Genomic DNA, 23,077 nt, shown 5'->3' with positions numbered 1-23,077 from the left:
CGTCATGTCTTTGTTCCGTCTGCTCTTCCGCTGGGTCGTGCTCGCCGTCGGGGCGATCATCGGTATCGGCTTCTTCCTGTTCGCGTTGCTCGCCTTCGTGGCCATCCTGCTGGTGGGGTTGTTGACCGGTCGCAAGCCCAGCGCGGCGTTTCGCATGAACCGCAATCCCTGGGCGCCGCGCCGCGCACCGGTGCCGCCAGGCGATGTCGTCGACATCGAGGCGCGCGAGGTCAAGGACCCGGCGCCCTTGCCCCTGCAGCCGCCCCCCCGCTGAGCGCGGGCGGGACGAGTTCGACCGCGCCATACCAGGTGCGGGCCGACGCGCGGTTGTTGTCGCTGTCGGTCATGACGGCCATCGACGTCAGCGGCCCCGGCTCCTCGCCGAAGGCGAGCCGGAAGTCGGCCGCCAGGTTGCGGCGGTGGTCGCGCCAGCGGTGTAACTGGGCCGGCCCGGAATCGACGACGATCTTGCGAATGCGGTCGCTGCGCGGGTTGATGACCACCGTGCCGACCGGCAGCTGGCTGTCCCACACGTACATCAGCGTCGCATAGGGTGGCTGTTCACCGGTGAGCGCCTGGGCGAGCTCGAACTTCATGCGCGTCTTCAGCGGCAGTCGATCGACGTCGCCCGCGAAGCCGAAAATGACCCGCGCGACGGCGTCCTCATGGTCGATGTCCGCCACGTTGGCGTTGGGGATGAGGGTTTGGGCCCACCACGAGAAGCTGACCTCGCCGACCTTGTCCAGCTGCGGCTGCAGCCGTTTGCGCCAGATGCTGGCCGAGCGCTCGGCCGTGGCTTCCAGTGCGCGCCGGCCGTCCTTCTCCGTCCAGCGGTAGGCGGTGGCTTTCTTGCCGGGCAGGGCCAGAGCTTGCCACCCCTCGGCGGATGGCGGAGGTGGCGCGACGGGGGTGGCGCAGGCCGCCAGCAGCGCGGCGGTGCACAGGATGAGCAGGGCGGTTTTCACCAGGTTTTGCGCAGGAGTTCTTCAAGAATCTCGCCATATATGCGGTATCGGCTGGCGCTGATCAAGCCCGCCTCGACCGCCGCGCGCACGCCGCAGCCCGGTTCGTGAATATGTGAACAGTTATGGAAGCGGCAGTCGGCGTGTTCGCGCAGGTCGGGCATGAAGCGCCACAGCTGCGCGGCGTCGATCTGGCGCAGGCCGAACTCCTGGAAGCCGGGCGAATCGATGAGTGCCGTGGTGCGCGTGTCGTCGGTCCAGTACCACTGCGTCGTCGTGGTCGTGTGGCGGCCCGAGTTCAGCGCCTGCGAGATTTCACCGACCTGGGCCTGGGCGTCTTTCACGAGCAGGTTGATGGCCGTGCTCTTGCCGGTGCCGCTGGGGCCCAGCACGAAGGTGCGCTGGCCGGCCAGCCAGGGCTCGAGCGTGGCCCGCGAACCCTCGCGGTCGGCCTTTAGCGCGACGTCGAACATCGTCAGCCCCATGGCGCGGTAAGGCGCCAGCCGCTCGCGCGCCGCGTCGGTGCCGGGCAGGTCGGTCTTGTTCAGCGCGATGGCCGCGCGGATGCCGGCCGACTCGGCGGCGATGAGGGCGCGGGCCAGCTGCGACTCGCTGAACACCGGCTCGACGGCCACGAGCACCAGCAGCTGGTCCAGGTTGGCGGCGAAGCTCTTGGTCTTCCACTCGTCCTGCCGGAACAGCAGGTTGCGGCGCGGCTCCACGGCTTCGATGACGCCCTCGTCGCCGGACTCGGCGAAGCGCACCTGGTCGCCGACGACGGCGTCGCTCTTCTTGCCACGCGGGTGGCAGACGAGGCGCTGGCCCTCGGCGCCCTCGACGATGTAGTGCCGGCCGTGGCCGCGCACGACCAGCCCCAGGTCCAGACCCTGGAACTTGCTCACCGCAGCCCCTCGGCCGAAGCAAGCGTCAGCCGGTGCCCCGCAGGGTTGCGGGCCGGCTGGGGAGCGTCCCGGTGCGGGGCGCTCATGCAGCGGTCGCTTCGGGCAGCGCGCTCACCTGCGCGGCACAGATCGCGTCGTTCAGCGTGAGGCCGCCGCGCGAATGGGTCGTCCAGCTGATGGTGCAGGCGTTGTAGCTCACCAGCATTTCGGGGTGATGGTCTTGCGCGTGCGCGATCTCGGCAACCGCGTCGACGAAGGCCATGGTTTGGTAGAAGTTCTCGAAGCCGAAGCGACGACCGATGAGCTTGGCGTCCGCGTCGGGCAGCCAGCCGGGCAGGGTGACCAGCACGCGGGCGCGCGTGTCGGCGTCCATCAGCGGGGCCTTGGGGTCGCACTGGGCGAGGAGCAGTTCATTCATGAGGCGAGCGCCGCGAGCCGTTCGGCTGCGGGGGGGTGCGAGTAATAGAAGCGTGCGTAGACGGGGTCGGGCGTCAGCGTGCCGGCGTTGTCCTCGTGCAGCTTGAGCAGCGCGGAGGACAGGTCGGTGCCGCTGGCCTGGGCGCAGGCGTAGGCATCGGCCTGGAACTCGTCGCGCCGCGAAAAATGGCTGGCCAGCGGTGTGACGAAGAAGCCGAAGGCCGGCCCGGCAAGCATGAACAGCAGCAGCGCCAGCGCATCGTTGGGGGCGCCCAGCGACGGCTGCACGCCCAGGCCCAGGTAGAAGGCCGGCTGCTGCGCCAGCCAGCCCAGCAGCGCGAACCCCGCCAGGCTCATGGCGAACGCCAGTGCGATGCGCTTGGCGATGTGCCGGTGCTTGAAGTGGCCCAGCTCGTGGGCGAGCACTGCTTCCACCTCGCCGCCGTTGAGCTTGGCCAGCAGCGTGTCCAGGAAGACGACGCGCTTGGCCGGCCCGAAGCCGCTGAAATAGGCGTTGCCGTGGGCCGTGCGCTTGCTGCCGTCCATGACGAACAGTCCCTTGGCTGCAAAGCCGGAGCGCGCCATCAGCCGCTCCACGCGCTGCTTCAGGGCGGCATCCGCGAGCGGTTCGAACTTGTTGAACAGCGGCGCGATGAGGCTGGGGTAGAGCACCATCACGAGCAACTGGAATCCCATCCACACCGCCCAGGCCCAGAACCACCAGCGCGGGCCGGCAGCACCCATCAGCCACAGGATGACGGCCAGGATGGGCAGGCCCAGCGCGAGGCCCACGGCCAGGCCCTTGACCAGATCGGTCATGTAAAGCCGCAGCGTCATGCGGTTGAAGCCGAAGGCCTGCTCGATGCGGAACGTGGCCCACAGCTCCCAGGGCAGGTCCAGCAGCCCGCCGATCAACACGAAGGCGGCCACCAGGCCAAGCTGATAGCCCATCGCCTGCCAGCCCGGGCCAAAGCCCTGCAGCGCCTGGCTGGCACCCAGCACCCAGCCGTTGAGGGCGTCGAGCCCGCCCAGCAGCGTCCAACCCAGCAGGATGGCGGCGTTGAAGGCAAGGGACAGCAGCCCGAAGCGGGCCCGTGCGATGGTGTAGTCAGCCGCCTTCTGGTGCGCGGCCAGCGACACGCTGCCGGCGAACGCAGCGGGCACCTGATGGCGATGCGCGGCGACGTGGCGGACCTGGCGTGACGACAGCCAGACCTTGATGAGCGTGGAGGCCGCCAGCGCGAAGGCGAATGCGGCGGACAGGAGCAGAGGCGACATGGGCAAATTTTAGGCTGCGAGAATTCGCGTCTATTCAGAGTGAGCCCCCCCATGTCCGATACCCTTGCCCTCAGCGAAAACAACCTGATCTGGATCGACCTCGAAATGACGGGCCTGTATCCAGACAAGGACCGCATCATCGAAATCGCGGTCGTCGTCACCGATGCCCACCTCGACAAGCGCGTCGAGGGCCCGGTGTTCGCCGTGCACCAGAGCGACGCCACGCTCGACGCGATGGACGCCTGGAACAAGGGCACGCACGGCAAGAGCGGCCTCATCGACCGCGTGAAGGCCTCGACCGTCTCGGAAGCCGACGCGGCCGCCCAGACCATCGCCTTCCTGAAGCAATACGTGCCCAAGGGCAAGAGCCCCATGTGCGGCAACAGCATCTGCCAGGACCGTCGCTTCCTGGCCAACTACATGCCAGAGCTGGAGAGCTTCTTCCACTACCGCAACCTCGATGTGTCGACGCTCAAGGAGCTGGCCAAGCGCTGGAAGCCCGCCGCGCTGGAGGGCTTCAAGAAGGCCCAGGCGCACACGGCGCTGGCCGACATCCACGAGTCCATCGAGGAACTGGCCCACTACCGCACGACCTTCCTGGCGCTTTGATGTCGCCGGCCGAGCGCGGCGGCGCAGCGGCGGTTGCCGGTCGGCGGCGAGCCAGGGCCTGACATGCTGCACGCTGCCTTCGACTTCCCCCGCCACCCGCTGGCTCGCGAGGATGGCGAGCGCCTGCGAGGCTGCTGGACCGAGCCGCCCGCGCGCTGGCTGCGGGCGACGCGGCTGGAGGAGGTCGGCGCCGTCGTCGGCGAAGCCGAGGCGGCGGCGCGCGCTGGCGCCTGGGTGCTGGGCGGCCTGCGATACGAGGCCGCTGCCGCCTTCGACGTCGTGCTGGCCACGCACTCGGCCACCGCGCCGCTGGCCGAGTTCGCGGTCTACGACACGGCGCCGCAGGACTGGCCCGACCCCGAGCTCGAAGGCGAGGGCGCCTGGACCGGCTTTCTCGGCTGGCAGGACGGCGAACCCGACGCTACCGCTGCCATCGAACGCATCCGCGACTACATCCGTGGCGGCGACTGCTACCAGGTCAACCTGACGACGCGACTGCGCGCAGCGCCGGGCGAGCTGGACGCCGAACAGCTCTTCCTGGCCCTGCATGCCAGCCAGCCCGGCGGTTTCAGCCTGTTCCTGCGTGGCGCGGGCGTGGCCAGCGTGTCGCCGGAGCTGTTCTTCGACTGGCGCCCCGTCCCCGGCGCCAAGGCCAGCTGGCTGCTGGCCGCGCAGCCGATGAAGGGCACGGCGCCGCGCGGCCGCGACCGCGTCGACGACGAGGCAGCGCAGCAGCACCTGCGCACCAGCGAGAAGGAACGTGCCGAGAACCTGATGATCGTGGACCTGCTGCGCAACGACTTGAGCCGCGTCGCGCAGCTGGGGTCGGTTCGGGTGCCCCGGCTGTTCGAGCTGCATGCGCTGCCGACCGTCTGGCAGATGACGTCCACCGTCACCGCCGTCAGCCGCGCCGGGTTGACGCTCGCGCAGGCGTTCGCCGCGCTGTTCCCCTGCGGTTCGGTCACCGGGGCGCCCAAGGTGCGTGCGATGCAGATCATCCGTGAGCTGGAGCCTTCGGCACGCGGCTGGTATTGCGGCGCGCTGGGGCTGATCCAGCCGGGCGGTGTGGCGACGTTCAACGTGCCCATCCGCACCGTCGAGTTCCAGCGCGACACGCTGACCTGCGGCATCGGCAGCGCCATCACGCTGGACAGCGAGCCCGCTGCGGAGATCGCCGAATGGCGGGCCAAGTCGCGCTTCCTGGCGCGCGCCGAGGCGCCGATCGCTGCGCTGGAGACGCTGCGGCTGCAGGACGGCGTGGCGGTGCGCGGCGAGGCCCACCTCGCGCGCATGCAGCGCACGGCGCGCCATTTCGGTCTGCGCTTCTCGCTGGCCGACGCGCGGGCGTATCTGCAAGCCCTCGGCGCCGCGCAGCCCGCCGGCAGCTGGCGGCTGCGCCTGACCAGCGACGCGCAGGGCCTCTTGACCCACACGCTGGCCCCTTATGTGCCCATGCCCGGCCCCGTGCTGCTGGCGCTGGCCGAGCGCCCGCTGCCCACGCGCGGGCCCGGCGCGGAGTTCCTGGCCCACAAGACCACGCGGCGCGAGCTCTATGCCGTCGACAAGCCCGCCGAGGCTTTCGACGTGATGCTGTGGAACGAGGCTGGCGAGCTGACCGAATGCAGCTTCGGCAACCTCGCCCTGCTGATCGACGGCCAATGGCTGACGCCGCCGCTTGCCAGCGGCCTGCTGCCCGGCGTGCTGCGGGCCGAGCTGCTGGCCCAGGGGCGCATCCGCGAAGCGCGGCTGCTGCGCGAGGACCTGGGTCGCGCTGAGGGGCTGGCCTTCTTCAACAGCCTGCGCGGCTGGCTGCCGGCCGTTCAGCGCGCGAAATAGGCCGGTTGGTCGATGTCGGCCAGCAAGCCGGCGTGTTGCGGCCGCCAGCCCAGCTCTTGCTGAGTCAATTCGCTGCTGCAGGGGTTGTCCAGCGCCGCGAAGTGCTGGAACCAGCCGAAATGCGCCGCAGCGGCCTCGCCGCTCAGCCCCTGCACCAGCAGCCCCAGGCGCCGGCCGATGACGGCGGCGATCTCGGCGAACGGCACGCCCGTCTCCGCCGCGCCGTGATAGCAGGCGCCTGCACGGCCGGCTTCGGCCACGCGACGGAACAGCGCGGCTGCGTCCAGCCGGTGCACGGCCGGCCAGCGGTTGCGGCCGTCGCCGATGCAGGCCGCCAGGCCTTTCTGACGCGCCAGCTCGATCAGCAGCGGCACGAAACCATGGTCGCCGACACCGTGCACGGAAGGCGGCAGCCGCACGACGCAGGCCTGCACGCCGCGCTCGATAAGCGCCGCCACCGCCTGCTCGGAGGCGACGCGGGGATGCGCGTCGTGCGGGGCGTCGGCCTCGGTCGCCAGCGGGCCGCCGGCCACGAGTGCCGTGCCCGACGTCACCACCAGCCTGCGAGCACTGCCCGCCAGTGCGTCGCCCAGTGCGGTGACGATGTGACGGTCGGCCGCGCAACTGGCGGCAAAGCGCGTGAAGTCATGGTTGAAGGCGGTGTGGATGACGGCGTCAGCCGCTGCCGCGCCGCGGCGCAGGCTGTCGAGGTCGTCGATGGAGCCGCGGTGCGCGGCGGCACCGGCGGCGGCCAGCGCTTCGACCGCCGCGACCGAGCGCGCGAGGCCGGTCACGCGGTGACCGTGGGCGAGCAGTTCTTGCACAATGGCCGAGCCGATGAAACCGGTCGCGCCCGTCACGAACACATGCATGGAAAGCGTCCTTGCAGAACAGTGGAGATCGCCCCACTGTCGCGGTCAGCCGGCGCGGCGTGAAGCCGTGACGGCATACCGGTATCGGCACTACCAGGATCACGATGCCCGCTCTCGACGACAACCCACTGGGCCGCTACCTGAAGGAGCGCCGCGCCCGGCTGGACCCCGCTGCCTTCGGCTTGCCGCTGGCGCGCCGCCGCACGCCGGGCCTGCGCCGCGAGGAGGTGGCTCAGCGCGCACACGTCAGCGCCACCTGGTACACCTGGCTGGAGCAGGGGCGGGGTGGTGCGCCGTCCACCGAGGTGCTGGAGCGCCTGGCCGGTGCGCTGCAGTTGAGCGCGGTCGAGCGCGAGCACCTGTTCCTGCTGGCCCAGAACCGCCCGCCCGAAGTGCGCTTTCAGGTGGCCGCCGACGTCACGCCGCGGCTGCAACGCGTGCTGGATGCGCTGGCGCATTGCCCGGCGCTGATCCGCACGCCGACCTGGGATGTCGTCGCCTGGAACCGTGCCTGCGCCGCCGTGCTGCACGACTACGCGGCACTGCCGCCGGGGCAGCGCAACATCCTGCGGCACCTGTTCGGCAATCCGGCAGCACGCAGCCGCATGCCCAACTGGGAACGCGATGCGCGCTACGTCGTCGCCGCCTTCCGGGCCGATGCGGCCCGCGCCGGCGCGACCGCGGCGGTGCAGGCGCTGGTCGGCGAGCTGGGCGCGACCAACTCCGAGTTCGCCGCGATGTGGGCCGAACAGGACGTCCGCGGTGACTATGGCGACATGGCCAAGCAGATCGACCACCCCGTGGTCGGCCGTATCGAGCTGGAATACACCGGGCTGGCCGTCGAGGGGCGGCCCGACCTGTCGCTCATCGTCTACCACCCGGCCACGCCGGCCGATGCCGCGCGGGTGCGCGAGCTGACCGGGCTCGCGGCTTGATGGCCCGCGCATTTGGTGAAAACCCTGAGTCATGCTACAGTCGCGACTTCGCCGAGCCAGGCTCGGTGAATTCCACGTCTCCTCTGACCTCGTTCGATCATTCGAATCGGACTCCGAACACGGATCGGTCGGCGGCGATGAAGCCGTCGCTTTGACTGATTGTTCCCCCGCGCCGCACCCGGGCTGAAGTAGCTGCCCGAGCCGCACGACGCGAGCTGATCTATCTCCCAGCGACTTTTGATGATTCCGAGAGCGTTCGATGCCTCTCGGCGCTGCGCATTTGCCTTTGCGCGGCGTGACTCTGAATGAAAGAACGAACGATGAGTTTCGAGACCCTGGGCCTGAGCCCCGCCGTGCTGCAAGCCGTCAAGGACGCTGGCTACGAGAACGCGACCGATGTGCAGGCGCAGGCCATTCCGCTGGCCCTCGCGAACAAGGACCTGATGGTCTCTTCGCGCACCGGCTCGGGCAAGACCGCTGCCTTCATCCTGCCCGCGCTGGAAAAGGTGCTGGCCGCCCGTGGCGACAACACCAAGCGCCGCGAAAAGGGCGTGATCTACGGCCCGCGCGTGCTGGTGCTGGCCCCCACGCGTGAACTGGCCATGCAGGTGGCCAAGGCCGCGCAGGCCTACGGCCGCCACATCCCCGGTCTGAAGGTCGCGACGGTGCTGGGCGGCATGCCCTATCCGCTGCAGATCCGCCAGCTGACCGGCCCGCTGGACATCCTGATCGCCACGCCCGGCCGCCTGCTGGACCACCTGGCCAGCGGCAAGTGCGTGCTGAGCAATGTCGAAATGCTGGTGCTGGACGAAGCCGACCGCATGCTGGACATGGGCTTCATCGACGACATCAACGTCGTGACCAGCCACACGCCCGAGACCAAGCAGACCGTGATGTTCAGCGCCACGTTCGCGGGCCACGTTGGCCGCCTGGCTCAGCAACTGCTTCGCGACCCGGCTCGCGTCGAAGTGGCCTCGCACACCGACACGCACGAGAACATCGAGCAGCGCCTGCATTGGGCCGACAACCCGCACCACAAGGACCAGTTGCTGGAAGCCATCCTGGCCACGCCGGAGCTGGACCAGGCGGTCGTGTTCACCAGCACGCAGCGCGACGCCGACTGGCTGGCCGAGCGTCTGGCCGAGATCGGCCACGCCGTGGCGCCGCTGCACGGCGCGATGCCCCAGGGCAAGCGCAACCGCGTGCTGATGGGCCTGCGCCGTGGCGACCTGAAGGTGCTGGTGGCCACCGACGTGGCCGCGCGCGGCATCGACGTGCCGACGATCAGCCACGTCATCAACTACGGCCTGCCGATGAAGGCCGAGGACTATGTGCACCGCATCGGCCGCACCGGCCGCGCCGGTCGCTCGGGCCTGGCCATCACGCTGGGCCTGCGTGACGACGTGTCCATGATCCGTCGCATCCAGCAGTTCACGACGCAGACCATCCCCGTCTCGCAGATTGCAGGCCTGGAGCCCAAGACGCAAGAGCCGCGCATCTTCCCGCCGCGCCCGGCCGGCCAGGGTTTCGATCGCAACGACCGCTTCGGTGGCCGCCCGTCTTTTGGCAACAAGAGCTTCCGCCGTGATGAAGGTGGCTATGGCGGTGGCCGCCCGCAGCATGGCGGCGGCAAGCCCTTCGGCCACGGTGGCGACCGCGGCTTCGCGCCGCGTGGCGATGACCGCGGGTTCCAAGGTCGTGACGACCGCGGTTTCCAGCAACGCGAAGACCGTGGTTTCCAGCCGCGTGGCGAAGGTCAGGGCTTCCAGCCTCGTGGTGACAACCGCGGTTTCCAGCCGCGTGAAGACCGCGGCTTCCAGAACCGCGACGGCTTCCAGCCGCGCGAGGATCGCGGCTTCCAGCAACGCGAATTCCAACCGCGTGAAGACCGTGGCTTCCAGCCGCGTGGCGACCGCCCCTTCCACGGTGGTGGCAAGCCGGCGTTCGGCGGCAAGCCCAGCTTTGGTGGTGGCGGTGGTGACCGCCCGTCCTTCGGTGGCGAGCGCCGCGGCCCGGGTGGCCCGCGCAAGGGTGGCTTCGGCCGCTAATCAGCGATGAGTCGCGTGCATCTGCACGCGATGACTCCAGTCGATCTCGACGCCGTACTGGCGCTGCAACAGCGCTGCTACGGCGTCGACTTTTTGGAGCGTCGCGAAGCCTTCGCTGCCAAGCTGGCCGTGACCGACGGCCTGGGCTGCTGCTGGATGGCGCGTGGCGAGGACGGCCAGCCGCTGGCCTATGCCGTCAGCCTGCCGGTCTGCGAGGCGACGTTGCCGGCGCTGGATGCGCCGCGCTGCCAGCGGCCCGTATTGCCGACACTGCTGTATCTGCACGACATGGCCGTCGCGCCGGAGGCGCGTTCGCTGGGGCTGGCGTCGCGGCTGCTGGCGCGGTTGCGCGAAAGCGCCGGCGCACTGGGTCTGGGCCGGATGGGCTTGGTGGCTGTGCAGGGCTCGCAGCCGTACTGGCAGCGCCAGGGCTTTGCCGAGGCGGCCGCACTGACGGCGCCATTGCGGGCCAAGCTGGCCAGCTTTGGCGCGGATGCGCGCTTCCTGGTTCAGTCCTTGAGGTAGGGGCGCAGCCAGCGCAGCTGCGGCTTGTCCTTGCCGCCGTCCGGCTCCAGCGACAGGAAGTAGTCGCCCCAGCGCGGCCCGCCGGCCCACCACAGCCAGCCCGTCCAGACGTCGGCGTTGGCCTGCAGGTGCTGCAGCGCGCCGGCCACGGCCTGCTCGCAGACGGCGTTGGCGCCGCCGCCCACTTCGCCCAGGATGGCGCGGCGCCGGTTCTGCTTGAGCCACGCGGTGAAGCGTTGCAGCCGCTCGACGCCGATGGTGGGGCTCACGCACTCGGCATGCGTGCCGGAGCCGTCCTTGTCCAGGTACTGGTGGACCTCGAACACCATGTGGTCCAGCGGGTCGTGCACGCGGCCCATCACGTCGGCATTGGGCGTGCCGTACCAGGTGGACTCGAACCAGCTCCAGGCGCCGGTGTAGCCGTTGCCGGGCAGCGTGATGAGGTTGCTGGCGCCGGTCTTGCGGATGGCGTCGACGGCGGCTTGCGCGGCTTCGGCCCAGGTTTCGGTGGGCAGCTGGCGGGGCTCGTTGACGAGGCCGAACTGCACGCGCGGGTTGCCCTTGAACTGCAGCGCCAGCCGCCGCCAGAAGTCGGCGAACGCGGCAACGGGCACACCCGGCTGGCCGATGGACACGCCACCGTAGGCGGCGTAGTTGTGCGGGTCCAGCAGCACATGCAGGCCGCGCGCCGTGGTGCCGTCGACGAACTTGCGCAGCCGCGCCAGCTCGGCGGGCTGCAGTTCGCCCATCAGCGCAGGCTGCAGCCGCTCCCAGCGGAAGGCCACCCGCATCAGGTTCATGCCCTGGGCCTGGTAGTAGGCGGTGCTGGCGACGCTGGGGTAGACGTAGTCCTTGCCGTGAACGCCGGGGAAGGGCTGTTGCTCGCCCCATTCCGCGCTGGACAGGCTGATGCCGCGCCAGGCGAGCGGGGCGGCGAAGCTGCTGCCGGCGGCCAGCAGCGCCGCAGCGAGTAGGGCGACGGCAGCCGCGCGCTTCATGCGGTGCCCGCCGCGGGCGGCTGCACGCCCAGCGCTGCCAGCACGTCCTGGCAGGCGCCCATGGTGTGGTAATCGGTCTTGCCGGCGGGGCTTTTCTCGTCGGTCAGCTTCTCGTTGGCGGGCCCGAGGATGCGGTACCAGGCGCCGTGCTGGTGGTCGACGAAGTGGCGCCAGGCGTAGGCCCACAGGCGGTCGTACCAGGTCCAGTAGCCCTCATCGCCCGTTCGCACGGCCAGCCAGGCGGCGGCGGCCAGGCTCTCGGCCTGCACCCAGAAATACTTGTCGGCGTCGCACACCTCGCCGTCGGGCGCGAAGCCGTAGACCAGGCCGCCGTGCGCGGCGTCCCACCCGCGCTGCATCGCCGTGTCGAAGAAGTGCCGCGCGGTCGGCACCAGCCAGGCCGGCGCGGCGGCGCCCAGGCGGCGCTCCAGCATCAGCAGCAGCTTGGCCCACTCGGTGAGGTGGCCGGTCTGGAAGCCCCAGGGCCGGAAGATGTTGGTCTTGTCGTGGCGGTTGTAGTCCCAGTCGGGCGTCCAGTCGGCGCGGTAGTGCTCCCAGACCAGGCCGCCGGCCAGGGCCGCCTGGCGCTGCGCGATGGCGGTGGCCAGTGCCAGCGCACGGTTCAGGTAGCGGGCTTCGCCGGTGGCGGCGTGCGCGGCGAGCATGGCCTCGCAGGCATGCATGTTGGCGTTCTGGCCGCGGTAGGGGCTGAGCTGGCCGTCGGGGTTGGCGTCGTCGGCATAGAGGCCGTGCGCGGGCTCCCAGAAGCGCTGCTCCATCAGCTCGAAGGTCGCGGCGATGCCTTCGCGTGCGCCGGGCATGCCGGCCTCGGCGGCGTGGGCGTGGGCCAGCAGCACGAAGGCCAGGCCGTAGCAGTGCTGGGTGCCATCGGTGACGGTGGCCTGGCCGTCGTGCCAGTCCAGCACCCAGGCATAGCCGCCGTGGGCCTGGCGATGGGCGCCGTTGACGAACGCGAGCGCGTGGGCCACGTGCTGGGCCGGGCCGCCGAACCAGCGCCAGGCCAGCGCGTGGTTGAACACGAAGCGTGTGCTGCTGACCAGATGGCGGGTGCGGCGGTCGTAGACGGTGCCGTCGTCCTTGAAGAACTGGAAGCAGCCGCCCGTGGCGTCGATGACGCGCGGCGCATAGAACGCCAGCGTGTGGCGCATGTGGGCCCACAGCGCGGCGGGCTGGCGCATGTCAGGCATGGGGGTCATTTCAGCACCTCGGTTTGCAGGAAGCGCGTGAGCTCGTCGGCCATCTGCGCATGCACGTCGATGCGCGGATGGGCGTAGGCGAAGGCCTGGAAGGTGTAGGTCCAGACGCGGGCATCGCCCTCGCCGCGCAGCGTGGCCACGGCCTGCGCCAGCGCGCGCGGGATGGCGGGCTCGTCCTTCCAGGCGGTCATGCCGCCGGCCAGCAGCACCAGCTTGGCGTGCGGGTAGCGGCCGCGCAGCTGGCGCACGAAGGCCAGGTAGCGCGGCGCGAAGTCGGGTGCGATGTGCTGGCCCTTGGAGGCGGGAAAGCCGTGGTCGTTCTGGCCCAGGTTGAGCAGCACCACGTCGGGTTCCTGCGGATCGGCGGGCGCTACCGGGGCGTCGAGCCGCGGCGCCACGCGGTTCCAGACCTGGGGCATCAGCAGGTCGCCCCAGGTGGCGGTGATACCGATGCCGCTGACGGCGATGCCCACGTAGTCGGCGCCCAGCCGCTCGGCGGTCAGCGCGCCGTAGGCCCGCGTGCCGTCGTGGAAATAGAGATCGTCGTACTGGTCGGTGCCCAGGTCGCCGTTGCAGGCGCCGGCGGTGATGGAGTCGCCATAGAACGCCAGCTTCATGCGCCGGGCCGGCGGCGGCGCGAGCAGCCGGCCGCCAGGCGCCAGGCGCAGGCCGAGGAAGGTGGTCTCCGCCATCGAGGCCTCGGTGCGCTTGACCAGGCGCAGCGTGTGCTCGCCGTCGGTCAGCGGTTCACGCAGCTGCCAGTCGGTGGCCGACTGACCCGGCGCCGCCAGCCAATGGCGCCGGCCGTCGATCTCGACGGTGAAGTGGCTGGTGCCCCAGTGCGCCGTCTCGAAGCTCAGGCCCAGCTGGCGCCCAGTGAAGCGCGCGCGCAGCTCGCTGCCGCTCCAGGCGAGCAGCTTGCCGCGCGTGTTGGTGCCGATGCGGCCGCTCCAGCGCAGGTGGGCGTCGTCCGGCGCGACGAGCGGGCCGGGCAGGGCGCGCGGGATGAAATCGGAGCGCCGTTCCGTGGCGGGGTACACGCCGGCGGACATGACGGCCAGCAGGCTCGCGGGCCGGCCGCTGCCCTGCCACTCGTCGCGCTTGACGCGCACATGCAGCAGGTGGGCGGTGGGCTCGATGTCGCGGCCCACCACGGTGTAGTGCCAGCCGAGGTAGCCGCGGCGCTCGGGCACCTGCCCGCGCAGCGTGACCCAGGGGCCGTCGTCGACGCGGGCTTCCAGGTTGCGGAACTGTTCGTTTTCGGCATGGAAGACGGCGATCTCCGCGCCATGCACGAGGAAGTGCGCCTCGGCATCGTCGGCCCGCGTGACCCAGCCGGGCTTCTGGTCGGGCCATTCGGGGTGCACCTCGCCGCCGCGCGCGAAGCCGTGTTGCGCGTAGGGCGCGAGCGTGTCGCCCATGAGCAGCTGGGTGAACTCGTGGGCACGGCCGAACAACGGGGCCGGCAAGGGCGCGGGCGCGGCGACCGGGCCGCGTGCGGCATCGCTCAGCAGTTGCGTGAGCGCCTTGGCGATGCGTTGGTGCCCCAGGGCATTGGGGTGCACCGGTTCATCGTGCAGGTCGGCCCAGCGCTCCTGGCCGGCGTCCACGCGCGCCTGCATCCAGCGGCCGAAATCCAGCGCCGTCACGCCGTAATGCGCGGCCAGGCGCAGTTGCAGGTCCACGGCGTCTCGCGGCTGGTTGCCTTGTTGCGTGAGCCCGAGCACGACCACGGCCGGCGGCTTGGGCGCCGTGAGCAGCTTGCGCAGGATGGCTTCGTAGCTGCTGCCGCGCACGGCGGGGTCCAGCCACTGGTCGTTGACGCCGAACTCCACGATGACCAGGTCCGGCGCGGCATCCAGCACCTGGCTCTGCAGCCGCTGCACGCCTGCGGCGGAGTCCGTGCCGCTGACGCCAGCGTTCACGAGGCGCACGCCGGGGCCCAGCGCGCTGGCCAGCTGGGCCGCCCAGCCACGTTCGCGCGGCGGCTGGGCCGCGTAGCCGGTCGTGATGGAGCCGCCCACGGTGGCGAGCGTGACGGGTTCGCCGGCCTGCACTTTTTGCATGACGGTTTGCAGCCGCGCGTCGGTGGTTGCCTGGCCCGCCAGGGGCAGCAGCAATGACAGGGCCAACGGCAGTCCTTTCAGCAGATTCATCGCAGTCATTCAGGCAAACGGCGGCGTGGCTCGTTTGCTCCATGTGTTTACTAAACGACTCGGAATTATGGATTCGATCATCAGCTGTCGGAAGGCTGGCACTGTTGCGAAGAATCAGGACTATCCCCGAGTGTCGGGTCGTCATGAGAAAAACAAAATGCGCAACAAAACCATGTTTAGCTTTGCCCCATGGCGAGGCAGGAGACAGGCCGCTGAGTGACCCGGCGGCCGGCGGGGGTGCCGTTCTGGCCCCGTCTTCCGCTGTGGGCGGCTGCGCGACTGACGACTGCGAGCCCGTGAAACCTCTACGACTGATCGATCTGCATGAAGGCTGGCAACTCGCCGAGGCCGGCGAAGCGCTGGCGGCCGCCGACTTGGCCGCGCTGCCCGACGGCGACTGGCTGCCCGCAACGGTGCCCGGCACGGCCCATGGCGCCCTGCTCGCGGCGGGCCGCATTCCCGACCCGTTCCTGGGTCTGAACGAGCAGGCGGTGCGCTGGGTGGCCGAGCGCCGCTGGGTGTGGCGCTTGCGTTTTGCCGTCGATGCGCTGGCCGAGCGCGAGCACCTGGTGTTCGAGGGCCTGGACACCTATTGCACGGCGTGGCTGAACGGCGAGCCGTTGCTGAACTCCGACAACATGTTCGTGCCGCAGCGCGTGGACGTGAGTGCGCGGCTGATGCGCGGTGTCAACGAGTTGCTGCTGTGCTTCGAGCCTGCATTGCCGCAGGCTCGCCGGGTCGAGGCGGTGCACGGCAAGCGGGCGTTATGGAATGGCGACAGTGCGCGGCTGCATGCCCGCAAGGCCCAGTACCACTTCGGCTGGGACTGGGGCCCGGAGCTGATCACCTGCGGGCCGTGGCGGGCGGTGCGGCGCGAGAGCGGTGCGGCACGCGTGGCCGACCTGTGCTGCCGCACGGCCATCGACGTGGCCCGCCGCGAAGCCACCCTGCGGGTGAGCGCCACGCTCGACGGCGCGGGTGCTAACTGCGTGTTCGAGCTGCAAGATCCGCAAGGCCGCGTGGTGGCCTCGCACACCGTGCCGGCCGCTGCCGAGTGCCACGCCACGCTGGTGCTGGCCGACGCCCAGCTCTGGTGGCCCAACGGGCTGGGCGCCCAGCCCCTCTACACGCTGATCGCCCGGCTGCAGGGCGAGGACGGGCTCAGCCTGGCCGAAGACCGGCGGCGCATCGGCTTGCGGCAACTGCAGCTGGTGCAGGAGCCTGTGGACGGCGAGGCGGGCCTGAGCTTTCACTTCCGCGTCAACGGCCAGGATGTCTTTGCGGGTGGGGCGAACTGGATTCCCGACGACAACCTGCTGGAGCGCATCACGCCGGCGCGCTACCGCGAACGGGTCGCTCAGGCGGCGGCGGCCCACATGAACATGCTGCGCGTCTGGGGCGGCGGCATCTACGAGCACGAGGCCTTCTACGAGGCCTGCGACGAGCTGGGCCTGCTTGTTTGGCAGGACTTCATGTTCGCCTGCGGCCTGTACCCGGCCAACGACGCCTTCCAGGTCAGCGTGCGCGCCGAGGCCGAGGCTGCGGTGCGGCGGCTGCGACACCACGCCTGTCTGGGACTCTGGTGCGGCAACAACGAGGACTACATGCTTGCCGAGTCCCAGGGGCTGGCCGGCCCCGGCGTGCCTGCGGACCGTTTCGAGGCGCGCGTGATCTACGAGGAACTGCTGCCCGCCGTCTGCGCGGCGCTGGACCCGGATCGCGCCTACTGGCCGGGCAGCCCGTTCACGCCGGGGGAGGGGGCGAAGTCGTCGGACGCGACCGTGGGCGACCGCCACAGCTGGGAGGTCTGGCATCAGCAGATGCTGCCCTACCAGCTCTACGGCACGGTGCAGGCCCGCTTCGTCAGCGAGTTCGGCATGCAGTCCCACCCGTCACTGTCGCTGCTGGAGCAAGTGCTGCCGCCGGCCGAGCGCTTCCCGGAAAGCCGCACGATGCAGTGGCACAACAAGGCCGGTTCGGCCGCCGGGCCGGACGGGCATCGCCGGCTGGCGGTGTATCTGGCCGACAACCTGCGCGTGGGCAGCAGCCTGGCCGAGCATGTCTATGCCACGCAGTTCGTGCAGGCCGAGGCCATGCGCGTGGCCTACCAGGACTTCCGCCGGCGCTGGCAGCGCCCGGGTGCGCGTGCGGTCAGCGGTGCGCTGGTCTGGCAGCTGAACGATTGCTGGCCGGTGACGAGCTGGTCGCTCATCGACTCGTCGGGGGCCACCAAGCCGGCCTGGCACGCTGTGCGGCGTGCGCTGGCGCCGGTGGCGGTGGCGGTTCGCCTGGAGGCCGGGCAAGCCCGGCTGGCGGTGATGAACGGCACGGCCAAGCCGCGCGAGCTGACGCTGCAGTTGCGCGTGTTCGGCTGGGATGGGCAACTGCTCGACGAGCTGTCCACACCGCAGCGGGTGCCGGCGCTGGCCTGCTGCGAGACCACGCTGCCCCTGCCGGCGTTCGCGGTGCCGGTGGTGGTTGAACTCTGCGCCGTCGATGCATCGCATACGGGGGACGCGGCCGGCGGCCTCGTCGCGCGGGATTGCGCCTGGACGGAGCCCTTCCGCTTTAATCGCCTGGGGCCTGCGCAGTTGCAGCTGGCCTGGCAGGGCGGCGCGCTGAGCCTGGCGGTGGACCGGCCCGTCAAGGGGCTGTGGCTGCAGGGCGAGGGCCTGGCCTTCGCCGACAACTTCATCGACCTCGTTCCTGGCGCGCCGCGGCACGTGTGTGTGCAGGGCGCCAGGCCGGCCGCCCTGCAATGGCAGGCCCTGGACCATCCGCTGCGCGCCATCGCGCTGGCGCACTGACGCACGGAAGGAGGCCGAGACCCAGAGCCCACACGACCCAGACAACGCTGCCGAGTCGCACGCCATGTGGGGCGCGCCGACCGGGCAGCGTTGCCAACAACAACGCGCACACCTGACCGCGCATCCACCCGCGCACACGCACGAGGCCCGCAGGGCCCGATGTATCCCACCCGAGGAGAAAACAGGATGAGACAAGCGACAACACCTTCGACACCCTTCCGGCGCAACGCCGTGTCCCTGGCGGCGGCCCAGTGCTTGATGCTGCTGGCACTGCCGGCGCACGCGCAATCCGCGGCCGCGCCGCCCGCCGCCGCGGCATCGGCCGCCAAGCCTGGGTCGCAGCAGCTCGAGACCGTCATCGTCTCCGGCCGCCGCGCCGCGTTGGCCAGCGCGCAGAAGCTCAAGCAGGAGTCCGACGAGATCGTCGACTCGGTCATGGCCGACGAGATCGGCAAACTGCCGGACCGCTCGGTGTCCGAGGTGTTGCAGCGCATCGTGGGCGCGACCATGTCGCGCGTGTCGGCCAACAACGACCCGGTGCACTTCTCGGTCGAAGGATCGGGCGTCAATATCCGTGGCCTGACCTATGTCTCGGCGCAGCTCAACGGCCGCGAGACCTTCAGCGCCAACCAGGGCCGCAACCTGGGTTTCGAGGACGTGCCGCCCGAGCTGATGTCGGGCGTCGACGTCTACAAGAACCCCTCGGCCGAGCAGATCGAGGGCGCCATCGGCGGCCTGGTGAACCTGCGCACGGCGCTGCCGTTCGACTTCAACGGTTTCAAGGCGTCGCTGTCTGCCGATGTCAGCCGCAACAGCCTGGCGGCGAAGAACAAGCCCAGTGTGTCGGGCCTGCTGACCAACACCTGGAACACCGACCTCGGCCGCATCGGCCTGATGGTCGACGTGGCGCACTCGTTGAGCGGCAACCGCACGGACGGGCTCGTGCTCGACCCCTTCTACAAGCAGTCGGCCACCAGCCCGAACTGGATCTCGCGCGGCATCACCTGGCGCCAGCAGTTCTACGAGCGCGTGCGCGATGGGCTCTATGCCGCCGCGCAGTGGCGCAAGGGTGACGTCGAGTCCTCGCTGACCTTCTTCCGCTCCAAGTACCGCTTCGACTGGAACGAGAACAACGTCAGCAACCAGGTCGACCCCTACAACGTCCGCGTGCTCAACGGCAAGTACGACAGCAACGGCGTGATGACCACCGGCACGCTGACCGGCGTGAACAGCAATGGCGATGTGACCGGCATCGAGGTGGAGAACCAGACCCGCTACTCGCAGCGCAGCTCCAAGACGGATGACCTGTCGTGGAAGATCCAGGGTCGGATCAACGACAACCTGTCATGGAGTTCGGACCTGCAATACGTCCGCTCCCGGACGCAGAACTTCGACTCCACCGTCGGCACCGGCGTGCAGCTGCCCAGCGAACAGGTGGACTACACCGGCAGCATGCCGCACGTGGTGTTCGACAGCGCCGCCAAGGCCATCCTGAACGACCCGTCCAAGTACTACTGGTCCATGATGATGGACCACCTGGACAAGGGCACCGGCACGCAGAAGGCGTGGAAGGCCGATGGCCGCTGGACCTTCCGCGACAGCGGCATCCTGGAAGACTTCCGCTTCGGCGTTCGGCTCGCCAAGCGAGACGCCGAGACGATCAACAGCATGAACGCCAATGGCGACAGCTACAACTGGGCCACCGTCACGCATGCCTGGCAGCTGGGCTGGAACATCAGTGAGTTGGCCTACATCAACCAGTCCAACATCCCCACCTACAAGAACAGCTTCAACAACTTCATGGGCGGCGGCAAGGTCGACCTGCCGTCGCTGTACTTCCCGGCGGCGTCTGTGGCGTTCGGCTGGCCCGACAGCTACAACCAGCTGCATCAGCTCTATCTCGCCAAGTGTGCGGCGTTCGCAGCAGCGAATGGGTGGGGTGGATGCGCGTCGCAGGCCGAGAGTGTGCAGGGTGGCGGCAGGTGGGCGCCAGCCTCCTTCGGGACCGACCCCAAGGGCACGAACACCCAGGCCGAGAACACGACAGCAGGCTACGGGCAGTTGCGCTTCTCGTTCGATGAGAAGGGCCTGCCGCTGGACGGCAACGTGGGCCTGCGCGTGGTGCGCACGAAGAACGAGGCGCATGGCTACACCTCGCTGAGTGTGGAGAGCGCGCCTGCCGGCGCCGTGCTGGCCAGTGGCGTCACCATGCCCAACTTCACGGCGGCGACGATTGCGGCCAACACCAAGGCGCAGAACTTCAGCCAGACCTTCACCGACTTCATGCCCAGCCTGAACCTGCGCTTGAAGGCTGCGCCGGACCTGCAGTTCCGCTTTGCGGTGTCGCGCGCGCTGTCGCGGCCGCAGTTGGGCCAGATGCAGGCCTACCTGCCGATGAAGCTCACGCTCGACATCGAGAAGCCCTCCGACCCCACCTCGACGCAGCCGCCGCTCATCAAGGCCGTCAAGCTCACGGGCACGGCCAACGGCAACCCGGAGCTCAAGCCCATCCGGTCCACGCAGGAAGATTTGACGGCCGAGTGGTACTTCGCCAAGAGCAGCTCGCTGACGATGGCGGTCTTCAACAAGAACCTGAAGGACATCATCCTCAACCAGACCTTCAAGCGCACCATCACGGACAGCGACGGCAAGCCGGTGAGCTTCGTCATGAACGGGCCGGTCAACGGCGCCAAGGGTTATGCGCGAGGCGCGGAAGTCGCCTTCCAGCAGTACTTCGACTGGGTGCCGTCCTGGCTGCAGGGCTTGGGCGTGCAAGCCAACTACACCTATGTCGACAGCAAGGTGAAGCGCTACAACGCGGTCTATTCGGCCTATTGCACCCCGGGGGCGGGGCAAGACAACCTGAACCTCTACATCAACGGCTGCGACACCGATGGCCGCACCTTTGGCGACATGCCCTTGGACAACCTCTCGCGCAACACCTACAACATCGCGCTGTTGTTCGACCGCGGGCCGATCTCTGCACGCATCGCCTACAACTGGCGTGGCCGGTACCTGTACGGCGTGGCGCTGAACTCCGACAACACCGGCCCCAACCAGACCAACGCGCTCGACACCAACCCGGCGAGTGCCACCTACAACCGGCACGACATCAGCCTGCCGCTGGGCTTGCCGTTATGGGCTGACGCCTACGGGCAAGTGGATGTGGGGCTGCACTACAAGTGGACGGACAACTTCACGATGGGCCTGGACGCGACCAACCTCACGAACAAGACGTACAAGCAGATCATGCAGCAGCACATCGGCATGATCGGCCACAACTACTTCACGTCGGGCCGTACCTACAAGGTCAGCGCGCAGTACAGCTTCTGAGCGGCGCCGTTGCCGGCAACGGGGTGAGGCCACCCCGGCTTCTTTTTGCCTGACCCTTACGGCGCCTGGCATTGCGCAGCGCTGTTGGACAGCAGGCCATCGTTGAAGTCCGTATCCATCGCGAGACAGGCCGACGCCGGCTGGGCTGGTTCACCCCAGTCCGCTATGGCGCGCCATGGCGTCGTGCATATTCACCAGGGCGTTAGCGAGGCCCAGGCCCTGGCTGCGGCCGCTGCAGAATCCGCGCGCCCAATGGCATAGAGCAGAAAGCCCGCGAGCGGTTCGCGAGGCCGAGATCGGGGAGGGACGCGATGTTCATCGTCTGGGGGAAGAAGGTCGTTCGCAGGAGGCTGGGCCATGTGGCCGACTTCTGCCCCATCTGCCGTGGCACGCGTGCTTTCCAACTCGTGCGCGTAGGCCTGGCTAGTCACGTGTATTACCTGAGCTTCGGCGACGGCGAGTTGCATGGCTTCGAGCGCGTGTGCCAGGACTGCGGAACGACGCTGCGGGCCGAGGAACGCACCTACGCCAGCGTGTCCAAGGCCAAGGCATCGCTCAAGCAGCTGGTGGCCACAACTTTCCCCAGCATCGAGACCACGCTGCGCGAGCGCTTCGAGTTGGAGCACCGCATCCTCACCGACCTGCGCTCGCTGTCTTCATCCCAGCGGCGAGACCTCATCCGCGTGCCGTTCCTCTTGCTTTCCCCGAAGGTGGAGGAGCGCTTCGAACGTATTCACCTCGACTTGCAGTCGGGCCTGGGGCTGCTGGCCGGTATCGTGCTGTTCTTCTACGGCATGTCGGTACTGCCGCCGCTCGTGCAAAAGGCGGGCTATGCCGACGCAGCGCTCGTCGCCCTGGGCGTGGCGAGCCTGGCTGTCATCGTGTGGCAATACATTGCCGCCGGCCGACGCTTCATGCGTCGCGAGGTGTTGCCCGCGCTCGCACGGGGCTTGGGCCCGCTCAAACCCACCGATGCCGAGTTGCGCCTGGCGCTGGACGAACTGCGCCGCGCCAAACACCGGATGGCCAACCGGGTGAATCTGGCCGAGCTTCGCGCACAGCTGGGGCCGGCCCAGCCGCTGGCCGCCGTGGCGCTGGGCGAGATGAGCTCGCAGCTTCGGCCGTAGCGCCAGCTCTGCCACCAGACGTGCATTTGCGTTTTCCCTCAGGGCGATTGCATTAGCCACCGAAGCCGTTGTGTGGTACGAAGCGGCCCCCGAGAACGACAAGACAAGACACGATGCAATCCCTGCCGATGGCTGCTGGCGACGAGTTGATGCAACGCTTTGAGAACCTGAGCGATCCACGCAAGAAGAGCGGGCGCTTCCAGTTCCCCTTGCAGGAGTTGCTGCTCACCGCGCTGTGCGCTGTGTCTGCGGGGGCCGAGGACTGGGTCGATGTGAGCGAGTGGGGCGAGTTCAAGCTGGCGTGGTTGCGGCGCTTTCTGCCCTTCGAGCACGGTGTGGCCTCGCACGACACCTTCAGCCGCGTGTTCGCCATGCTGGACTCGGCGCGGTTCGAGGCCTGCTTTCGCGACTGGATGACTCAGCTCTGCCCGAGCTTGGCGCAGCAGCACATCGCCCTTGACGGCAAGACGCTGCGGGGCTCGCGCACGGCCGATGGAGCGCTGCACCTGGTGACGGCCTGGCACTGCGGCAAGGGCGTCACGCTCGGGCAGATCAGGACGCAGGCCAAGAGCAACGAGATCACCGCCATCCCAGAGCTGCTGGCCGGGCTGGACCTGCGCGGCGCGACGGTGACCCTGGACGCCATGGACTGCCAGAAGAGCATCGTGCAGCAGCTCGTCGATGAGGGGGCCGACTACATCATCGGCGTCAAGAACAACCAGCCCACGCTGGCCGAGGCGGTGCAGGGCCTGCTGGATCAAGCCCCGGCCAAGGCCGATGGGCGCGCCTGGCATGAGCACAAGGTGGTCGACAAGGGGCACGGCCGCATCGAGACACGGCACTGTCTGGTCTGCCACGATCTGGGCGCCATTGCGCAGGTGCTGCAGGACTGCCCCGGCGTGCGCAGCGTGGTGTGCGTGCGATCCACGCGCCCCCGAGTTCGACACCAACCGCCGTAAGTGCCTGATCCGTATAGGCTGGCCCTTCGGAATTGCCACTACAGCAGGGTCAGTTGGGTGTCGATGGTCGGTTTCTTGATGCGAAGTGCGGCCAGG

18 protein-coding genes are annotated in these 23,077 nt (G+C 69.2%); 10 read left to right on the top strand and 8 right to left on the bottom strand.

Translation table 11 applies throughout. From position 1 onward, the window contains the following. Positions 1-4: 4 nt before the first annotated feature. Positions 5-274, top strand: a complete 270-nt coding sequence (locus ACG00X_RS04565; RefSeq protein ID WP_394486810.1) for a hypothetical protein — start codon at positions 5-7, stop codon at positions 272-274. On the opposite strand, the gene ACG00X_RS04560 is transcribed toward ACG00X_RS04565, so the two are convergent. From ACG00X_RS04560 to ACG00X_RS04545, 4 genes are read right to left on the bottom strand one after another with little or no spacing between them, the layout of a single operon-like run. Further along, positions 231-965 (bottom strand): DUF3047 domain-containing protein, encoded by a 735-nt coding sequence (locus tag ACG00X_RS04560; protein ID WP_394486809.1) that lies wholly within the window; start codon positions 963-965, stop codon positions 231-233. The two genes, ACG00X_RS04565 and ACG00X_RS04560, sit on opposite strands and share 44 nt — an antisense overlap. Then, positions 962-1,954 (bottom strand): ribosome small subunit-dependent GTPase A, encoded by a 993-nt coding sequence (rsgA, locus tag ACG00X_RS04555; protein ID WP_394487121.1) that lies wholly within the window; start codon positions 1,952-1,954, stop codon positions 962-964. The genes ACG00X_RS04560 and rsgA overlap by 4 nt, the downstream gene beginning before the upstream one ends. Further along, the gene (locus tag ACG00X_RS04550) at positions 1,947-2,282 is read right to left on the bottom strand and encodes a 4a-hydroxytetrahydrobiopterin dehydratase (protein ID WP_394486808.1); all 336 of its coding nucleotides are present in this window, start codon (positions 2,280-2,282) and stop codon (positions 1,947-1,949) included. Before ACG00X_RS04550 ends, rsgA begins: the two co-directional genes overlap by 8 nt. Next, complete coding sequence (locus ACG00X_RS04545; protein WP_394486807.1) at positions 2,279-3,559, bottom strand: M48 family metallopeptidase; 1,281 nt, start codon at positions 3,557-3,559, stop codon at positions 2,279-2,281. The genes ACG00X_RS04550 and ACG00X_RS04545 overlap by 4 nt, the downstream gene beginning before the upstream one ends. Positions 3,560-3,610: 51 nt before the next feature. Between ACG00X_RS04545 and orn the strand changes: the two genes are divergently transcribed. Both orn and ACG00X_RS04535 read left to right on the top strand, forming a co-directional pair. Further along, a complete protein-coding gene (gene orn, locus ACG00X_RS04540) occupies positions 3,611-4,168 on the top strand; it encodes an oligoribonuclease (RefSeq protein ID WP_394486806.1) in 558 nt (185 codons plus the stop codon). Between the two features lie 63 nt (positions 4,169-4,231). Next, on the top strand, positions 4,232-6,004 hold the full coding sequence (locus tag ACG00X_RS04535) for a chorismate-binding protein (protein ID WP_394486805.1): 1,773 nt from the start codon (positions 4,232-4,234) through the stop codon (positions 6,002-6,004). On the opposite strand, the gene ACG00X_RS04530 is transcribed toward ACG00X_RS04535, so the two are convergent. Then, a complete protein-coding gene (locus tag ACG00X_RS04530) occupies positions 5,989-6,876 on the bottom strand; it encodes an SDR family oxidoreductase (RefSeq protein ID WP_394486804.1) in 888 nt (295 codons plus the stop codon). The genes ACG00X_RS04535 and ACG00X_RS04530 overlap by 16 nt on opposite strands. A 104-nt stretch (positions 6,877-6,980) precedes the next feature. Between ACG00X_RS04530 and ACG00X_RS04525 the strand changes: the two genes are divergently transcribed. The 3 genes from ACG00X_RS04525 (at position 6,981) to ACG00X_RS04515 (ending at position 10,384) form a co-directional block, all read left to right on the top strand. Next, entirely contained in the window at positions 6,981-7,811 is an 831-nt protein-coding gene (locus ACG00X_RS04525; protein ID WP_394486803.1) for a helix-turn-helix transcriptional regulator, read from the top strand. A gap of 320 nt (positions 7,812-8,131) precedes the next feature. Continuing rightward, complete coding sequence (locus tag ACG00X_RS04520; RefSeq protein ID WP_394486802.1) at positions 8,132-9,859, top strand: DEAD/DEAH box helicase; 1,728 nt, start codon at positions 8,132-8,134, stop codon at positions 9,857-9,859. A 6-nt stretch (positions 9,860-9,865) separates the two neighbouring features. After that, positions 9,866-10,384 carry a GNAT family N-acetyltransferase gene (locus ACG00X_RS04515; RefSeq protein ID WP_394486800.1) on the top strand — a complete coding sequence of 173 codons (519 nt, stop codon included), beginning with the start codon at positions 9,866-9,868 and terminating at the stop codon, positions 10,382-10,384. Here ACG00X_RS04515 and ACG00X_RS04510 read toward each other — a convergent pair. The 3 genes from ACG00X_RS04510 to ACG00X_RS04500 are packed head-to-tail and all read right to left on the bottom strand — an operon-like array spanning position 10,369 to position 14,755. Next, positions 10,369-11,382: a glycoside hydrolase family 5 protein gene (locus ACG00X_RS04510; RefSeq protein WP_394486799.1), complete on the bottom strand. Its 1,014-nt coding sequence runs from the start codon at positions 11,380-11,382 to the stop codon at positions 10,369-10,371. The genes ACG00X_RS04515 and ACG00X_RS04510 overlap by 16 nt on opposite strands. After that, positions 11,379-12,599, bottom strand: coding sequence for an AGE family epimerase/isomerase (locus ACG00X_RS04505; protein ID WP_394486798.1), 1,221 nt, complete (start codon positions 12,597-12,599; stop codon positions 11,379-11,381). The genes ACG00X_RS04510 and ACG00X_RS04505 overlap by 4 nt, the downstream gene beginning before the upstream one ends. Then, a complete protein-coding gene (locus ACG00X_RS04500) occupies positions 12,596-14,755 on the bottom strand; it encodes a GDSL-type esterase/lipase family protein (protein ID WP_394486797.1) in 2,160 nt (719 codons plus the stop codon). The genes ACG00X_RS04505 and ACG00X_RS04500 overlap by 4 nt, the downstream gene beginning before the upstream one ends. Before the next feature lie 296 nt (positions 14,756-15,051). Between ACG00X_RS04500 and ACG00X_RS04495 the strand changes: the two genes are divergently transcribed. The 4 genes from ACG00X_RS04495 to ACG00X_RS04480 all read left to right on the top strand — a co-directional run bounded on the left by ACG00X_RS04495 (position 15,052) and on the right by ACG00X_RS04480 (position 22,981). Further along, positions 15,052-17,562, top strand: coding sequence for a glycoside hydrolase family 2 protein (locus tag ACG00X_RS04495; RefSeq protein WP_394486796.1), 2,511 nt, complete (start codon positions 15,052-15,054; stop codon positions 17,560-17,562). 186 nt (positions 17,563-17,748) lie between these two features. Next, a complete protein-coding gene (locus tag ACG00X_RS04490) occupies positions 17,749-20,895 on the top strand; it encodes a TonB-dependent receptor (protein WP_394486795.1) in 3,147 nt (1,048 codons plus the stop codon). 311 nt (positions 20,896-21,206) lie between these two features. Further along, positions 21,207-22,022: a hypothetical protein gene (locus ACG00X_RS04485; RefSeq protein ID WP_394486794.1), complete on the top strand. Its 816-nt coding sequence runs from the start codon at positions 21,207-21,209 to the stop codon at positions 22,020-22,022. A 113-nt stretch (positions 22,023-22,135) separates the two neighbouring features. Then, positions 22,136-22,981 (top strand): ISAs1 family transposase, encoded by an 846-nt coding sequence (locus tag ACG00X_RS04480; RefSeq protein WP_394486793.1) that lies wholly within the window; start codon positions 22,136-22,138, stop codon positions 22,979-22,981. Positions 22,982-23,077 lie beyond the last annotated feature (96 nt).

Source organism: Pelomonas nitida, assembly GCF_043555975.1.
GTDB lineage: Bacteria > Pseudomonadota > Gammaproteobacteria > Burkholderiales > Burkholderiaceae_C > Pelomonas > Pelomonas nitida.
The sequence above is the reverse complement of the archived record's forward strand: the minus strand, read 5'-3'. Positions and strand labels throughout refer to the sequence as shown.

Excerpts from the sequence above, each read along its gene's own strand:
- ACG00X_RS04565 (WP_394486810.1), top strand. The coding sequence starts at position 5 with ATGTCTTTGTTCCGTCTGCTCTTCCGCTGGGTCGTGCTCGCCGTCGGG.
- ACG00X_RS04550 (WP_394486808.1), bottom strand. The coding sequence starts at position 2,282 with ATGAATGAACTGCTCCTCGCCCAGTGCGACCCCAAGGCCCCGCTGATG.
- ACG00X_RS04545 (WP_394486807.1), bottom strand. The coding sequence starts at position 3,559 with ATGTCGCCTCTGCTCCTGTCCGCCGCATTCGCCTTCGCGCTGGCGGCC.
- orn (WP_394486806.1), top strand. The coding sequence starts at position 3,611 with ATGTCCGATACCCTTGCCCTCAGCGAAAACAACCTGATCTGGATCGAC.
- ACG00X_RS04535 (WP_394486805.1), top strand. The coding sequence starts at position 4,232 with ATGCTGCACGCTGCCTTCGACTTCCCCCGCCACCCGCTGGCTCGCGAG.
- ACG00X_RS04530 (WP_394486804.1), bottom strand. The coding sequence starts at position 6,876 with ATGCATGTGTTCGTGACGGGCGCGACCGGTTTCATCGGCTCGGCCATT.
- ACG00X_RS04525 (WP_394486803.1), top strand. The coding sequence starts at position 6,981 with ATGCCCGCTCTCGACGACAACCCACTGGGCCGCTACCTGAAGGAGCGC.
- ACG00X_RS04520 (WP_394486802.1), top strand. The coding sequence starts at position 8,132 with ATGAGTTTCGAGACCCTGGGCCTGAGCCCCGCCGTGCTGCAAGCCGTC.
- ACG00X_RS04515 (WP_394486800.1), top strand. The coding sequence starts at position 9,866 with ATGAGTCGCGTGCATCTGCACGCGATGACTCCAGTCGATCTCGACGCC.
- ACG00X_RS04510 (WP_394486799.1), bottom strand. The coding sequence starts at position 11,382 with ATGAAGCGCGCGGCTGCCGTCGCCCTACTCGCTGCGGCGCTGCTGGCC.
- ACG00X_RS04505 (WP_394486798.1), bottom strand. The coding sequence starts at position 12,599 with ATGACCCCCATGCCTGACATGCGCCAGCCCGCCGCGCTGTGGGCCCAC.
- ACG00X_RS04500 (WP_394486797.1), bottom strand. The coding sequence starts at position 14,755 with ATGAATCTGCTGAAAGGACTGCCGTTGGCCCTGTCATTGCTGCTGCCC.
- ACG00X_RS04490 (WP_394486795.1), top strand. The coding sequence starts at position 17,749 with ATGAGACAAGCGACAACACCTTCGACACCCTTCCGGCGCAACGCCGTG.
- ACG00X_RS04485 (WP_394486794.1), top strand. The coding sequence starts at position 21,207 with ATGTTCATCGTCTGGGGGAAGAAGGTCGTTCGCAGGAGGCTGGGCCAT.
- ACG00X_RS04480 (WP_394486793.1), top strand. The coding sequence starts at position 22,136 with ATGCAATCCCTGCCGATGGCTGCTGGCGACGAGTTGATGCAACGCTTT.